This is a genomic window from Pseudomonas frederiksbergensis (genome assembly GCF_001952935.1).
Lineage (GTDB): Bacteria > Pseudomonadota > Gammaproteobacteria > Pseudomonadales > Pseudomonadaceae > Aquipseudomonas > Aquipseudomonas frederiksbergensis.
In genome coordinates, this window is record NZ_CP018319.1 from 4,748,754 (window position 1) to 4,764,064 (window position 15,311).

Genomic DNA, 15,311 nt, shown 5'->3' on the forward strand with positions numbered 1-15,311 from the left:
CCTATTTGTTTAAGTAAGGGAACCTATGCGCCGGCTTCGACCTTTCCCCATTGCCGCTTGCTTGTTGCCTCTCGTCCTGACGGCATGTGGCGACTCATCCACCGTTGACGATCCACGCACGCATGCCCCTTTGGTGAGGTCCACTGCTGTTCAGGCTTCATCCGACGTCTCGCGTTCTTTCAGTGGTGTCGTGGTTGCCCGCGTCCAGGGCGACCTGGGCTTTCGGGTATCAGGCAAGGTGCTTGAGCGTCTGGTCGACACCGGTCAGACCGTTAAGCGTGGTCAGCCACTCATGCGCCTCGACCCAATCGACCTGGGGTTGCAGGCGCGAGCACAGCAAGAGTCGGTCATAGCCGCCCGAGCCCGAGCCAAGCAGACAGCAGATGACGAGGCGCGATACCGCAGTCTGGTTGCCGCAGGGGCTATTTCTGCGTCGGCCTACGACCAGATCAAAGCCGCAGCGGATACTGCAAAGGCGCAGCTCGGCGCTGCAGAAGCGCAGGCTGACGTTGCCCGTAATGCTTCTGGTTATGCGGTGCTGCTTGCCGATTCCGACGGCGTGGTGGTGGAGACGCTCGCCGAGCCCGGACAAGTTGTCAGCCCGGGACAGCCCGTGGTTCGACTGGCGCGGGCAGGACAGCGCGAAGCCATCGTGCACCTGCCCGAGACGTTGCGCCCCGCAGCAGGATCCACTGCGCAGGCAACGCTTTATGGCAATACCACGGATGCTGTTACAGCGAAGCTGAGGCTGCTGTCTGACTCGGCCGACCGAATGACACGCACGTTCGAGGCGCGGTACGTGCTTGAGGGCTCGCTGGCCAATGCACCGATAGGCTCGACCGTCACACTTCGGATCGCTGAAGCCATCACGCAAGGGCAGGGGCTGCAAGTACCGATCGCTGCCGTTTATGACCCAGGCCAAGGCACGGGCGTGTGGGTGATCGCCGGTACGCCGGCGAAGGTGACCTGGCGACCAGTACAAGTCCTGGGCTTGAGCGACGACACAGTGCGAGTCGCGGGCGACCTCAAAATCGGCGAGCAGATCGTAGCGTTAGGCGCACATCTGTTGCGCGAAGGTGAAGAGGTGAGATTGCCGCAACAGGATGACGAAAAAGTTGCCGGGGGGCGTCCATGAGCGAGGGTCGCTTCAATCTTTCCGCGATCGCCGTTCGTGAGCGATCTATTACGGTGTTTCTGATCTTCCTGATTGCCGTTGCAGGCACCCTGGCGTTCTTCCAGCTGGGGCGTGCGGAAGATCCTCCGTTTACGGTCAAGCAGTTGACGATCATTACCGCGTGGCCGGGCGCCACGGCGCAAGAGATGCAGGATCAGGTAGCAGAGCCACTTGAAAAACGCCTGCAAGAACTGAAATGGTACGACCGCACGGAAACCTATACGCGGCCCGGTCTCGCTTTCACCATGGTGTCGTTGTTGGATCGCACGCCACCCTCACAGGTGCAGGAAGAGTTTTATCAGGCGCGCAAAAAGCTCGACGACGAAGCCACCAAGCTACCGGCGGGTGTGATCGGGCCATTGGTCAACGACGAGTATTCGGACGTGACGTTTGCGCTGTTCGCCCTCAAAGCCAAAGGCGAGCCGCAGCGACTGTTGGTGCGTGATGCTGAGGCGTTGCGCCAACAACTGTTGCATGTGCCGGGTGTGAAGAAAGTCAACATCATCGGTGAGCAAGCCGAGCGCATCTTTGTGTCCTTCTCCCATGACCGACTGGCCACCTTGGGCGTTTCTCCCCAGGACCTCTTTGCCGCACTGAATAATCAAAACGTGCTCACACCCGCCGGTTCGATCGAAACCAATGGGCCACAGGTCTTCCTCCGGCTGGATGGCGCCTTCGATAAGGTGCAGAAGATTCGTGACACACCCATTGCGGTTCAGGGGCGCACGCTCAAACTCGCAGACGTGGCGACAATCGAGCGTGGTTATGAAGATCCCGCAACGTTCCTGGTGCGCAATAAGGGCGAAGAGGCCTTGTTGCTGGGGGTCATAATGCGCGAGGGCTGGAATGGCCTGGACCTGGGCAAGGCGCTGGATGCCGAGACGACGAAGATAAATGAAGGCATGCCGCTGGGTATGACGCTGACCAAGGTCACCGATCAAGCCGTGAACATTGACTCGGCTGTCGGCGAGTTCATGGTCAAATTTTTTGTCGCGCTGCTGGTGGTGATGCTTGTCTGCTTTCTCAGCATGGGCTGGCGGGTAGGCGTCGTGGTCGCAGCGGCGGTTCCGTTGACGCTGGCGATCGTGTTTGTGGTGATGGCGGCCACCGGAAAGAATTTTGACCGTATTACCCTTGGTTCGTTGATTCTGGCGCTGGGACTGCTGGTGGACGACGCGATCATTGCTATCGAAATGATGGTAGTGAAAATGGAGGAGGGCTACGACCGAATCAAAGCTTCCGCGTATGCCTGGAGTCATACGGCCGCGCCGATGCTTTCCGGTACGCTGGTAACGGCGATTGGCTTCATGCCCAACGGTTTCGCCCAGTCCACTGCCGGCGAGTACACCAGCAACATGTTCTGGATCGTCGGCATTGCTCTGATCGCTTCCTGGGTCGTCGCGGTGGCTTTCACCCCTTACCTGGGAGTGAAGTTGTTGCCGGACATCAAGAAGGTCGAGGGTGGGCATGCGGCTATCTACAACACTCCCCATTACAACCGCTTCCGCCGGGTTCTGACACGCGTCATCGCCCGTAAATGGCTGGTGGCCGGCACGGTTATCACGCTGTTTTTCGTGGCAGTTCTGGGCATGAGCCTGGTGAAGAAGCAGTTCTTCCCGACCTCGGACCGTCCCGAGGTGATGGTCGAGGTGCAAATGCCCTACGGAACCTCCATCGAGCAGACCAGTGCCACTGCGGCAAAGGTCGAGGCCTGGCTGCAACAGCAGGAAGAGGCAAAAATCGTCACGGCTTATATCGGGCAGGGCGCGCCGCGTTTCTTCCTGGCGATGGCGCCAGAACTGCCCGATCCATCGTTCGCCAAGATCGTGGTGCTGACGGACAGTCAGGAGGCGCGTGAAACCCTCAAGTTCCGTCTTCGCGAAGCGGTCGCTGCAGGCCTCGCCCCAGAGGCCCGAGTCAGGGCATCTCAAATTGTATTTGGTCCGTATTCGCCATTCCCGGTGGCCTACCGGGTGATGGGGCCGGACCCGACGAAGCTGCGCGAGATTGCGGGTCGTGTACAAGATGTCATGCAGGCCAGCCCGATGATGAGGACGGTCAACAGCGACTGGGGCCCTCTGACGCCGACGCTGCATTTCAGCTTGGATCAGGATCGCTTGCAGGCGGTTGGACTGACATCCAGTGCAGTCGCCCAGCAGTTGCAATTCCTGCTGACCGGAGTGCCGATCACGGCGGTTCGTGAAGGCATTCGTTCAGTGCAGGTGGTGGGGCGCGCCGCCGGGGACATCCGGCTCGATCCCGCCCGGATTGAAGGCTTCACCTTGGTGGGCGCGGCGGGTCAGCGTATCCCTCTGTCCCAGGTCGGAGAGGTGGATGTGCGTATGGAGGATCCGATTCTTAGGCGCCGTGACCGCACGCCGACTATCACCGTGCGCGGCGATATTGCCGAAGGCCTTCAGCCACCCGATGTATCGGGTGTGATCGTCAAGCAACTGCAGCCGATCATAGACAAGCTGCCTGCCGGGTACCGGATCGAGCAAGCAGGTGCGATCGAGGAATCGGGCAAGGCCGGTCAGGCGATAGTGCCGCTGGTTCCCATCATGATTGCCTTGACGCTGCTGATTATCATTGTCCAGGTGCGTTCTATCTCGGCAATGATCATGGTGTTCTTCACCTCGCCGCTGGGATTGATTGGCGTGGTGCCAACGCTGCTGATCTTCCAGCAGCCGTTTGGTATCAACGCCCTGGTCGGCCTTATCGCGCTGTCGGGCATTTTGATGCGCAATACGCTCATTCTGATTGGGCAAATTCATCACAACGCGCAAGAAGGGCTGGACCCGTTTCACGCAGTGGTCGAAGCCACGGTACAGCGTGCCCGCCCGGTACTGCTGACAGCACTCGCGGCAATCCTGGCGTTTATTCCGCTGACCCATTCCGTCTTCTGGGGGACGCTGGCCTACACCCTGATCGGCGGTACTTTGGTCGGAACCATCATGACATTGGTGTTCCTGCCAGCGATGTACGCCATCTGGTTCAAGATCCGTCCTGACAATACGGGTCAAACCGAAACAGCGAATAAGCAAGCACGCCTGGTGGATAGGACGCCATCCCGTCCTCTCGCCGCTCACCTCACCACAAAGCTTTAGCCATAGGCCATAGCGTGGGCGTCGACTGAAAAATGAAGAGGGTTCAATGATTAATCTCGAAGGTCAAAAGCGAATCGTGGTCACGGGCGTCGGAATTGTCGGGCCTCTGGGGTGCGGAGTAGAGGAAGTCTGGAAGAGACTGCTGGCTGGGCGTTCTGGCATCCGTAACCTGCCCGACGATATTACTGAGGGTACGGGCGTTGCAGTAGGCGGCCAGGTGCCGTCTCTGGAAGAGGATGCCATCGCGGGTTACGACCCGGAGCGCATCATCTCGGCCAAGGATCGCAAGAAGATGGATCGCTTCATCGAGTTTGCTCTTGTGGCGGCGCACGAAGCTTTGGAGCAGGCAGACTGGCATCCGATGGAAGTCACAGACCAGGAGCGGACCGCCACGATCATTTCATCGGGCGTGGGTGGCTTTGGCGCGATAGCCGATGCAGTGCGCACCACCGATGCGCGTGGTCCTCGCCGATTGTCGCCATTCACTGCGCCGTCTTTTCTCGCCAACATGGCGGCCGGGCACGTATCCATTCGGAACGGATTCAAAGGGCCGCTCGGCGCTCCGGTAACAGCCTGTGCTGCTGGAGTACAAGCCATCGGCGATGCGGCCAGAATCATCAGAAGTGGTGAGGCGGATATCGCCATATGCGGCGGTACCGAAGCCGCGATAGACCGTGTAACCCTGGGTTGTTTTGCGGCGGCCCGCGCGCTATCTACTGGCTTTGCCGAGTACCCACAGCAGGCTTCACGTCCCTTTGATCGCGACCGTGACGGCTTCGTCATGTCCGAAGGAGCCGGGTTACTGGTGATCGAGTCATTGGAGCATGCGTTGGCTCGTGGAGCCAAACCACTGGCGGAACTGGTCGGTTACGGCACCAGCGCCGATGCCTATCACTTGACGGCGGGTCCGGAGGACGGCAGCGGCGCACGCCGCGCCATGGAACAGGCACTGCGCCAGGCGGCTGTGAGTCCTGCCGATGTTCAGCATATCAATGCACATGCGACCTCCACGCAGGTCGGTGACAAAGGCGAACTGGCAGCGATTCGTTCGATATTCGGGAGCGACTCAAGCGTCGCGATCAGCTCGACCAAGTCCGCCACCGGGCATCTGCTTGGAGCGGCTGGAGGCATTGAAGCTGTGTTCACCGTACTAGCGCTTCGCGACCAGGTGGTGCCGCCCACACTGAATCTCGATCATCCCGATGAGGCGGCCGGCGGCCTTGATCTGGTCGCACTCAACGCTCGGCAGTTGTCGATCACGCATGCGCTCTCAAATGGATTCGGTTTCGGTGGTGTTAACGCCAGCGTGCTGTTTCGCCGTTGGGATCCGGAGTCAGAAGTGTGACGCTCAAATGACGACAACCGGAGCTGAGCAGTGGGTGCAGGGGATCCAGACAGCTTATGTTCGTATTACGGCGATCTGGTTTGGCTACATTCTGTCGCACACACACACACACACACACACAAATCCGACCTCAATGGGTATTGAACATCTCGCGAATCAGGTTGGGCGTGCTGCCGGTCCAGCGTTTGAAGGAGCGCCGGAAGTTAGCTGCATCGTTGAATCTCAGATAGTCCGCCACTTGTTCATTACTGAATCCCTTTATCTGATACAGGTAAAGCGCCACGTGCTTGCGCACCAAATCCACCTGCTGTTGAAATCCTGTGTCGTGTTTTTGCAGTTTGCGCTTGAGCGTGGCGGGACTCATGGCGAAGGCCTGGGCGGCTTGTTCGAGGTTGGGAGCTTGGCGCACGTGGCTTTGCAGGTAGCGGTTAACACAGTCGATGAAGCTTGAGGCAAAGCCCAATTGTTCGATTTGTCGGTGGGCTTCCTGGCGGGCGACCTGGCCCGCGGTGGCCGAGGCGTCGGGCCAGGATTGGGCGAGAAATTCCCGGGGGATGCGCATGAGGTCCAGCGGGCGTTTGAACTGTGTGTGCTCGCCCAGGTGCACCCAGTACTGCTCGACATAACGCGGTTCGGCATGGCTGAAGCTGCATTCCCACGGCAGGCGCTGGCCGCTCTGTGACCGGCTCATGGCAACGATTGAGGTCATGCTCGCCTCCAGCAAAAAACGCCATTGCTCGCCCGCGCCGCAGCTGTCCAGCCAGTAGAAATAGGCGTGCTTTTCATCCAGCACCAGCCGCGGCGTGGCCAGCGGGCAGAGCACCGCCTGCTGTTGCACCAGAGTGTCGAGGGCCTGGTGCAGGTTTTGCGCGTGGCGCAGGGCGTGGCTGGCAGGGCCGTAATGCCCCGGCAGCAACCGCTGGCCGAACAAAAAACTGCTGTCATCGGCATCCAGCAAGCGCCGGCTATTGCCGATCAACCCTAGAAATTGTTGCGGGCTGAGACGAGTCTGGCCGGCCAGGATGTCCTCATGAAACAGTCCAGTCCCGCGCAGCAGGCGATGGCTGTCAATGTCCCGGGACAGCGCCAGATCAATCAGGGTTGCGGGTTGGTAATGCCCGGGAATGAAACGGCTGTCGGTTTCGAACCAGGTATTTTTCAGGGTCATGAGCGGGCCTCAGGCAATTTTTGCCAAGGGCTGTTTGGCCCGGGCCAGTGCCAGGTTGAGGCGTTTGAGCAGGGCGTCCGGCGCTTCTTCCACGGCCATGACCACTGCCGTGCTGGCCGACAGGTGTATGCGTTCGCCGTGTTGTCGGGTTTTGTGGGCCAACCCTTGTACTGCCTGTTGCAGTTCCAGCGCCAGCAGGCGTGCCTGGCTCTCACCGGTGTTGGGCAACAACACCACGAAACGATCGCCGGCCAGTCGGCAGAGCAGGTCCTGGCGGCGCAGGTTGAGCAGCAGCAAATGACTGAGCGCCTGCAATACGGCATCGCCTTCGGCATGCCCGAACGCCTGATTGATCGCCGCGAAGTTATCGATGTCCAGCGCCAGCAATGACAAGGGTTGCGCTTGACCCTGGCTGTCCTCAAGGCTGCTGATCAACTGGCGCTTGAGGTAATCGGCACCGCCCAAAGGGGTGAGTTTGTCGAACAGCCGGTGTTCGCGAAAGAGCCTTTCGCGCTTTTCCATTTGCGCGCTGATCGCCAGTTGTTCGCGGTGCCAGTGATAGATGCCGAGTGTCAGCAGAATCATGCCCACCGGCATCGGCCCGGACTCCAGCCAGTGGTCCCAGGTAATGCTGTCGGGCAGGCGGATGAACTCGTCAAGGCTATCGATCCACCAGGAAAAAAAGATGCAACTCAAGCCCAGTGCCAGGTAATTGGTGACGCGCCCGGCCGGACGACTCTTGAGCACCAGGCCCAGCCAGACCAGCGCGAGCAGCGCGGATCCCCCTTCGCCGATGATGTCCAGCCAGACCCATTCGCTGACACTTTTCAGCTCACCGCAGGCCAGGTGCAGCAGCAATCCCATGTTCGCCGCCAACAGCAGCAGCGCGAGTTTCCAACGATGGGGTTTGAGCACTGAAAACATGGCCGTGATCCTTTGGCGAAGAGGTAATGCGCGTCAGCACAGCAGATGTTTGTGACAGCGATGTGACCGGGGTTTGAGGTCGAATCAGCTCATGGCCCTGCGCAGTTTTCTGTCTGCCGATGCCCTGAATACCCTCACGCAGCCTTCGGCAGGTGCGGGGAGTTGAGTGGTGGCTGGCGGTGACAGGTCAAATCAGCTCAATGTGTGCCGCAATACCGGTAAAAACCCCGGTTTAAAGCGCTTCCCGCCAACCTGTGTCACAGGACTGTCATCCGTCGACCCTAGCGTGCCCTCCCAGTTGCCGGGCCACTTGCCTGGCGTTTACAGGACTCTGGGGAGGACCACCATGTACCAGCGCAGCAGCACCGCCGGGATCGTCAGCTTTACGCTCACCGCCTTGGCCATGGCAATGGCCAGCGAACGCCTGAGCGCCGCTGAAACCGCACCCATCACTGAACACGTCGAAGTGGTCGGGCAGGCTGCGAGCATCGATCAGGCACTGAAGGAACAGCGCAACTCCGACAGCATCAAGAGCGTGGTGCATGCTGACGGCGTGGCTCAATTGCCGGACGAAAACGTCGCCGAAGCGGTGCAGCGGTTGCCGGGGGTCAGCGTCGAGCGTGATCAGGGCGAAGGACGGTTTGTCAGCGTGCGCGGTCTGGGGCCGGACCTCAACAGCGTGACCATCAACGGCACGCTGGTGCCGTCGCCGGAAAGCGAACGTCGCGCCGTGGCCCTCGATGTGTTGCCCTCGGAACTGGTGCAGTCCTTGTCGGTGATCAAGACCCTGACCCCGGACATGGATGCCAACTCGCTGGGCGGCACCGTTGATGTGAAAAGCCTCTCGGCCTTCGATCACACGGGCCTGTTCTACACCGGCAGCAGCGAAGCCAGTTATGACAAGAACACCCACCAGACCAGCCCGAAGTTTTCCGGCGCCGTCAGTGACCGTTTCAGTCTCGGCGATGGCATCGACAACTTCGGTGTCGCCGCCGCGCTGAGCTGGCAGAAGCGCGACTTCGGCTCGGACAACGTCGAAACCGGCGGTGCCTGGGATTTCGAGCAGGGCGCCAAACTTGAGGAGTTCGAGCAACGTGACTACGACATCAGCCGCGAACGTGCTGGCGGTGGCCTGAACTTCGATTACAAGCCTGATGACCTCAGCAGCTATTACCTGCGCACGCTTTACAGCCGCTACAAGGACAGCGAAACGCGTAACTCCACCAGCTTCGAATTCGCCGATCCACAGGCCGCAGGCGAATTGGGTGACGCCGAAGGTTCGCGCAAACTCAAGCAGCGCGAAGAGACCCAGGAAATCCAGTCCTACGTTTTCGGTGGCGAGCGCATGTTCGGCCTCTGGACTGTCAGCAGCCAGGCCGGTTACAGCCGCTCCAGCGAAGACAGCCCGGGCCACATCGCCAATGCCAAATTCGCCGGTATTGATAACTTCACCGACAGCGGTTTCTACGACAACGACAAGCCACGGCCGATCATTGGCCAGGCCTTCTACGACCCGAGCAATTTCAGCCTCGACAAAGTCGACTGGGAAAAACAGAAAACCACCGACACCGAGAAAAACCTGCGCCTGGATCTCGCTCGCGACTACGACTTCAAAGGCTACGCGTCCCAGGTCAAATTCGGTGGCAAGGTCAGCCGGCGCAACAAGGACAACAACCTCGACGCCTGGGTCTATGAAGACTTCGACGATCTCGGTTTCAGTGATGACCAACTCAATCTGACGCAATTCAAGAAGGGCAATGTCGACTACCGTCTCGGCCAGTTCGGGCCGGGTATCAGTGGCAGTGCGGTCAAGCAGTTGATCGGCGGCCTCAATCAAGCGGATTTCTATGACGAGACCGAATCGCGGGTCAACGACTTCAAGATCAGCGAGGACATCAACTCCGGCTACCTGATGAACACCCTCGATATCGACGACTGGCGCTTTATCGCCGGCCTGCGTTACGAGGGCACCGAGTTCAAAGCAAAGGGCACCGGCGTGACCGACGGCGAGTTCCAGTCCACCGAGACCAAGCGCCGTTATCACCACTGGTTGCCGGGGCTGCACGCACGCTATCAACTGGACAAGAACACTCAGGTCCGTGCGGCCTGGACCAAATCCGTGGTGCGCCCGACTTTCGGCCAGCTCGCGCCCGGGTTTGTCATCGACGATGACGAGGCCACGTTTGGCAACCCGGAACTCAAACCGCTGGAGTCGAGCAATCTCGACCTCGGTATCGAGCACTACATGGGCCGCGCCGGCACCGTCTCGGCGTTCGTGTTCTACAAGGACATCAAGAACTTCGTCTACAACACCGACCTGGCAGGCTCGGGTGCCTGGGTCGATTTCTCCGAAGCCCACACGTTCGCCAACGGCGACAGCGCCAAACTCTATGGCCTGGAACTGGCGTACTCACAGAAATTCGACTGGTTGCCGGCGCCCTGGAACGGCCTGCTGATTGGCGCCAACACCACCTTCAGCCGATCGGATGCCGAGATCAAAGGCTTCGACGCTGCCAGCGGTATCAATCGCAAGCGCAGCATCGATTTGCCCAATCAGGCCGATACGGTCGGCAACCTGATGCTCGGTTGGGAGGACGACAAGCTGAGCCTGCGCCTGTCGGCCAACTACAAGTCGGATTACCTCTTTGAGCTCGCCTCGATCAATGACAAGGCCCACGACCTGCACGTCGATGCCCAGACCTTTGTCGACTTCAGCGCTCGTTACTCGCTGACCAAAAACCTCCAGGTCAGCTTCGAGGCGCAGAACCTCACCGACGAGCCCTATTTCGTTTACACCGGCAACCGCTCCTACAACGGCCAGTACGAAGAATATGGCCCGACCTACAAGCTCGGCCTGACCTTCACCCACTTCTAAGCCCCGTTGCAGCTCTCTTACGACAAGGACTTTGCCTGTTCATGAGTATTTCGTTTCTACCCAAGCGCCACGTGTTGGCTGCATTGATTTGCCTGACCACCGGCCAGGTGCTGGCGGCTGCGCCGACCCTGTCTCTGAAACCCTGGGCACCGAACCTGTCGGTCGACGCCGTGGCGTTTCTGCCCGCCAGCCCCGACGGCGAACGCCTCGCCGCCAGCGAGCGTGACGGCTTGCTCTTGCTGGATGCGCAAGGCAAGGAACAGCTGCGTTTGCAGGGTTCATTCAATGGCGTGGACAGCCGCGCCGCCGGCCAACAAGTGTTGGTCGCGAGCCTCGACAACAATCGTCAGCAAGCGATGTTGGTCAGCCTTGATCCGCGCAAGCGCACATGGGGTCAACCGGTTTATCTGCCGCCGCGCGATTACCCGGTCAATGGTCTGTGCCTGTACCGCGACGATGCGAGCAACTTGTTCCTGTTTCTTGTGGGCGAGGAGGGCAAGGGTGAGCAATGGCTGGTGGGCAAAGGCGCGACGCTCAACTCGCAGCCACAACGAGTGCGCGGTTTGCCCCTGCCGCCTTCGGCAACGGATTGCCAGGTCGACGATGGCGCCAATCAGTTGGTGGTCAACGAGGAAAACGTCGGATGGTGGGCCTACCCGGCGCATCCCGAAGCTGATGTCACGCGCAGCCCGGTGGCCATGCGTGAACCGTTCGGCGAGATCAAAAAAACCGCAGGCGCCATGGCGTTGGTGCCGGGTGGCATCGTCGCGCTCGACCCGAAAGCGGCGCAATTGCACCTCTATCAGCAGCAGGATGAACGCTGGTCAGCTCAGGCAATCCTGGCGCTGCCAGGCTTGAACGAACCGGAAAACCTCGCCCTGCGCCCGACCGATAAAGGCCTGCAAATACTGCTGCGTGACGATGACGACGGCCGACTGTATCAAGGCGTGCTCGACTGGCAACCTACGCCGATGCCGTTGACGCCAGTGCTGCCAAGCGTAAAAGCGCTGAGTCAAAGTGATCCGGTCGGGCGCCAGGGCGATGCGGCGGACGATCCGGCGATCTGGATTCACCCGCAGCAACCCTCCCTGAGCCGCGTACTGGGCACCAATAAAAAGCAGGGGCTGCTGGCGTACGACCTGCAAGGCAAGTTGCTGCAGGACCTGCCGGTCGGACGCCTGAACAATGTCGACGTGCGACCGAATTTCAAACTCGGCCAGCAGACGGTCGACCTCGCCGTGGCCAGCAATCGCGATCGCAACAGCCTCAGCCTGTTCAGCATCGACCGTCATAACGGCGAGTTGCGCGAAGCCGGCGAGATCCCCACGCCGCTCAAGGACATCTACGGCATCTGCCTGTTTCAGCCACCGAGTGGCGAGCTTTACGCCATTGCCAATGACAAGGACGGCACCTTCCTGCAATACGGCCTGAGCGCGCCGAACGGCACGGTGCTCGGTGAGTTGGTGCGTCAGTTCAAGGTCGATAGCCAACCCGAAGGGTGCGTGGCCGACGACCAGCGCCAACGACTGTTTCTCGGTGAAGAAGATGTCGGCGTCTGGGCGGTGGATGCCCGCGCCGATCAACCGGCGACATTGAGCAGCGTAATCAAGGTCGGGCCGCAACTGCAGGCCGATGTGGAAGGACTGGCGCTCTATCAAAGTGCGGCTCACGACTACTTGGTGATCTCCAGCCAAGGCAACGATAGCTACCTGGTGCTGGATGCCGAGCCACCGTTTGCTTCGCGCGGCGCCTTTCGCGTCGGTTTGAACGCCGAGCTCGGCATCGACGGCGCGGCGGAAACCGACGGCCTGGAGGTCACTTCGGTGAACCTCGGCGGACCTTGGAGTCAAGGCCTGTTGGTGGTGCAGGACGGCCGCAAACGCATGCCCGAGCAGACGCAGAACTTCAAATTTGTGCCGTGGGCCGAAGTCACCCAGGCCCTGAAGTTGCCTTGACCCGAGCTGTCATCAACGCGTCATCCGTTTTTCATCGAATAGCTCAACGGCCGTCGCGCATCGGCGGCCCGCGAGCATCAGACAAGGAGTTTCACCATGCAGGCCACACTCGAACACATGACGATCTGGGGGTTGATCAGCGACGCCAGTCTGTTGGTCAAAGCGGTCATGCTTACCCTGTTGCTGGCCTCGTTGCTCAGTTGGTACTTGATCATCCAGCGCAGTCGCGTGCTGCAGCAGCGCGAACGGCAGATGAACGCTTTTGTGCAGCGCTTTCGCGACACGACGGATCTGCTGCCGCTGTACCGGGAGACGGCTGACAGCGAGAACGGCGTCGAGGCGATATTTCACGCCGGGCTTCACGAGTTCAATCATCTTCATCAGCACACGGGCAATGCCGCCGACGTGGTGCTCGAAGGAGTGGAGCGCGCGTTGTACGTTGCCATCAGCGAGCAGGAAGTGCAGTTGGAGAAAAGCTTGCAGTTCCTCGCGACTGTCGGTTCGGTCAGCCCTTACATCGGCCTGTTCGGTACCGTTTGGGGAATCATGAACTCGTTTCTCGGCTTGTCTCAGGTGCAGCAAGCAACGCTGTCGACCGTGGCACCGGGCATCGCCGAAGCGCTGATCGCCACGGCCATCGGCCTGTTTGCGGCAATTCCGGCGGTGATTGCCTACAACCGTTTTTCCTCCCGCAGCCAGACCTTGCTCACCCGTTACTACGCCTTCGGCAATGAGCTTCAAGTGCGCTTGCATCGCACGTTGCACGGCAAGTCGTTGAACCTGGCCGCCGCAGCCTGAGAGGAGAATGAAGATGTTGGTCAGACCGCAACGCAAGCACGGGCCGAAGGCCGAAATGAACGTCGTGCCGTACATCGATGTGATGTTGGTGCTGTTGGTGATTTTCATGGTCACCGCACCGATGCTGACTCAGGGAGTGAAGATCGACCTGCCCAAGGTGGCCAGTGAAGCCCTCGCCACTGACACGCGTCAGCAAATCCTGACCCTGTCGGTGAAGGCCGAGGGCGGTTACTACTGGAACCTCGGCGGTGAACTCGATACCCAGCACCAGACCGACAGCGCCGTGACACTCGACGACATGCGGGCAAAGGTCGCGCAGATTGTCAGTGAGCGGCATGACACACAGGTCTTTATCCGCGCCGACAAGGACGCCGGTTATGGCAGTGTGGTCTCGGCGATGGCGGCGTTGCAGCAGGGCGGGGTCAGCAACCTCGGGCTGGTGACCGAGGCCCCGCAATGACGGCGATGATCATGCACACTTCGACCATTTCGCTGCAGCGCAGTGTTCGCAGCGGCTTCTGGCAAAACAGTTTGGCGGCGGGGCTGGCCGGGGCGCTGCACGTCATTGTCCTGGCCTTATTGGTACACGGCTGGTCGCTGGAAAAAACGCCAGCCACGCAGCCGACTGTGTTGAGAACCCAATTGGTGATGTTGCCGCCGCAGCCACAGACACCCGAACCGGTTCCAGCTTCAGCGGAGCCAGCTCCACCCGAGCCCGTTGCTGCCGCCCCCGTCGAGTCGATCAAACCTGCTGTCGATCCGCAGCTCCAGATACAAAAAAAACTCGAACAGGCAGCCTTGGCGCGCAAACGGGTCGACGATAAAAAACGCGAGCAGCAAGCCGAGCAACAGCGCGAGCGTCAGGAGACGCAACGACGTAACCGTGAGGCCGAACAACAGCAACGCGAACTCGCCCAGCAGCAAGAACAGCAAGCACAGCGCGCCGAGCAGGCCCGACTGGCTGCCGAACGCTCGCGCCAACTGGCCGCACAGAAGGCTGCCGACAGTCGTCAGTATTTGCCTTTGAGCAAGGAAGCGCCGGACTATCCGCAGCGGGCTCTGGACAAGAACATAGAGGGTGATTGCTCTGTGGAATACACCGTCAACCCGCAGGGCAAAGTCGAGAGTCCCAGAGTGCTTGAGGGTTGCCATCCGCTGTTTATTCGTCCATCGCTGGCCGCCGCCAACACCTTCCGTTACCAACCGCGAATCGTCGACGGTCAAGCAGTTCCGGTGCCGGCCGTGCGCAATACGTTTCATTATCGGATCAAATAAGAAGGGCGCCGCATCAACGCCATGTCATGCGCCATGGCTGGACCCTGTTTCTGGCTTTTATTAGTCCGCTCGGCAGGGTCAGGTCCCTTTAACGGATCAATCTGCCGCTGAGTCTTTACCTGATATACGATAAATCATATATTCGGAAAGCCGTATATGAGCTGAGACTTCATCATGTCCAACAAAGCCCCGTGTCCTGTTCAGGTAGATCCGCCTTCCGTCACACCCTTCACGAAATTCATGAGCGCATCAAGATGTTCGTCCAGGTCAAAAATAAACACTGAGAAACGATATGGCTGACCATCTGACACCGACCACTGTTTTCAAATGCCTGGCTGACGACACTCGGGTGCGCACCATGATGCTCATCACTCGTGAAGGAGAGCTTTGTGTTTGTGAGCTGACCTGTGCGTTGAATGAGAGTCAGCCAAAAGTCTCCAGACACCTGGCACAGCTGCGTAATTGCGGTTTGCTGTCGGACCGTCGGCAAGGCCAATGGGTGTATTACCGACTGCACCCGAATCTTCCTGATTGGGTCCATCAAGTGCTGACCACTGTGCTCGAAAGCAATAACCATTGGTTGAGCCCTGACGCCAAACGCCTTGATGAAATGGGCGATCGTCCTGAGCGGGCACTCGCCTGCTGTAAAAGCTAGATCGTCGAAGTGGTTTCACCTACCGATAGAAGACG

11 protein-coding genes and 1 pseudogene are annotated in these 15,311 nt (G+C 59.7%); 10 read left to right on the forward strand and 2 right to left on the reverse strand.

Annotation, left to right across the window (positions count from 1 at the left end):
* The first annotated feature begins 25 nt into the window (after nt 1–25).
* From PFAS1_RS22240 to fabF, 3 genes are read left to right on the forward strand one after another with little or no spacing between them, the layout of a single operon-like run.
* A complete protein-coding gene (locus PFAS1_RS22240; RefSeq protein WP_076030532.1) occupies nt 26–1,135 on the forward strand; it encodes an efflux RND transporter periplasmic adaptor subunit in 1,110 nt (369 codons plus the stop codon).
* Complete coding sequence (locus tag PFAS1_RS22245; protein ID WP_076030533.1) at nt 1,132–4,281, forward strand: efflux RND transporter permease subunit; 3,150 nt, start codon at nt 1,132–1,134, stop codon at nt 4,279–4,281. The genes PFAS1_RS22240 and PFAS1_RS22245 overlap by 4 nt, the downstream gene beginning before the upstream one ends.
* 46 nt (nt 4,282–4,327) lie before the next feature.
* Entirely contained in the window at nt 4,328–5,626 is a 1,299-nt protein-coding gene (gene fabF / locus PFAS1_RS22250; RefSeq protein WP_076030534.1) for a beta-ketoacyl-ACP synthase II, read from the forward strand.
* Nucleotides 5,627–5,756: 130 nt separating this feature from the next.
* Here fabF and PFAS1_RS22255 read toward each other — a convergent pair whose 3' ends face one another.
* A complete protein-coding gene (locus PFAS1_RS22255) occupies nt 5,757–6,794 on the reverse strand; it encodes an AraC family transcriptional regulator (RefSeq protein WP_076030535.1) in 1,038 nt (345 codons plus the stop codon).
* A 9-nt stretch (nt 6,795–6,803) separates the two neighbouring features.
* The gene (locus PFAS1_RS22260) at nt 6,804–7,718 is read right to left on the reverse strand and encodes a GGDEF domain-containing protein (RefSeq protein ID WP_074875492.1); all 915 of its coding nucleotides are present in this window, start codon (nt 7,716–7,718) and stop codon (nt 6,804–6,806) included.
* A 346-nt stretch (nt 7,719–8,064) separates the two neighbouring features.
* Between PFAS1_RS22260 and PFAS1_RS22265 the strand changes: the two genes are divergently transcribed.
* The 7 genes and pseudogenes from PFAS1_RS22265 to PFAS1_RS22295 all read left to right on the forward strand — a co-directional run bounded on the left by PFAS1_RS22265 (nt 8,065) and on the right by PFAS1_RS22295 (nt 15,276).
* On the forward strand, nt 8,065–10,593 hold the full coding sequence (locus PFAS1_RS22265; RefSeq protein WP_076030536.1) for a TonB-dependent receptor: 2,529 nt from the start codon (nt 8,065–8,067) through the stop codon (nt 10,591–10,593).
* Nucleotides 10,594–10,634: 41 nt separating this feature from the next.
* Nucleotides 10,635–12,548: a phytase gene (locus tag PFAS1_RS22270; RefSeq protein ID WP_076030537.1), complete on the forward strand. Its 1,914-nt coding sequence runs from the start codon at nt 10,635–10,637 to the stop codon at nt 12,546–12,548.
* Between the two features lie 96 nt (nt 12,549–12,644).
* Nucleotides 12,645–13,346 carry a protein TolQ gene (gene tolQ / locus PFAS1_RS22275; RefSeq protein WP_076030538.1) on the forward strand — a complete coding sequence of 234 codons (702 nt, stop codon included), beginning with the start codon at nt 12,645–12,647 and terminating at the stop codon, nt 13,344–13,346.
* 13 nt (nt 13,347–13,359) lie between these two features.
* Complete coding sequence (gene tolR / locus PFAS1_RS22280) at nt 13,360–13,806, forward strand: protein TolR (protein ID WP_076031574.1); 447 nt, start codon at nt 13,360–13,362, stop codon at nt 13,804–13,806.
* The gene (locus PFAS1_RS22285) at nt 13,803–14,621 is read left to right on the forward strand and encodes an energy transducer TonB (RefSeq protein ID WP_076030539.1); all 819 of its coding nucleotides are present in this window, start codon (nt 13,803–13,805) and stop codon (nt 14,619–14,621) included. The genes tolR and PFAS1_RS22285 overlap by 4 nt, the downstream gene beginning before the upstream one ends.
* A gap of 209 nt (nt 14,622–14,830) precedes the next feature.
* Nucleotides 14,831–14,905: pseudogene (locus tag PFAS1_RS30250) on the forward strand (arsenate reductase ArsC); the annotation flags it as partial.
* A gap of 8 nt (nt 14,906–14,913) precedes the next feature.
* Nucleotides 14,914–15,276, forward strand: coding sequence for a metalloregulator ArsR/SmtB family transcription factor (locus tag PFAS1_RS22295; RefSeq protein ID WP_076030541.1), 363 nt, complete (start codon nt 14,914–14,916; stop codon nt 15,274–15,276).
* The last annotated feature ends 35 nt before the right edge of the window (nt 15,277–15,311 follow it).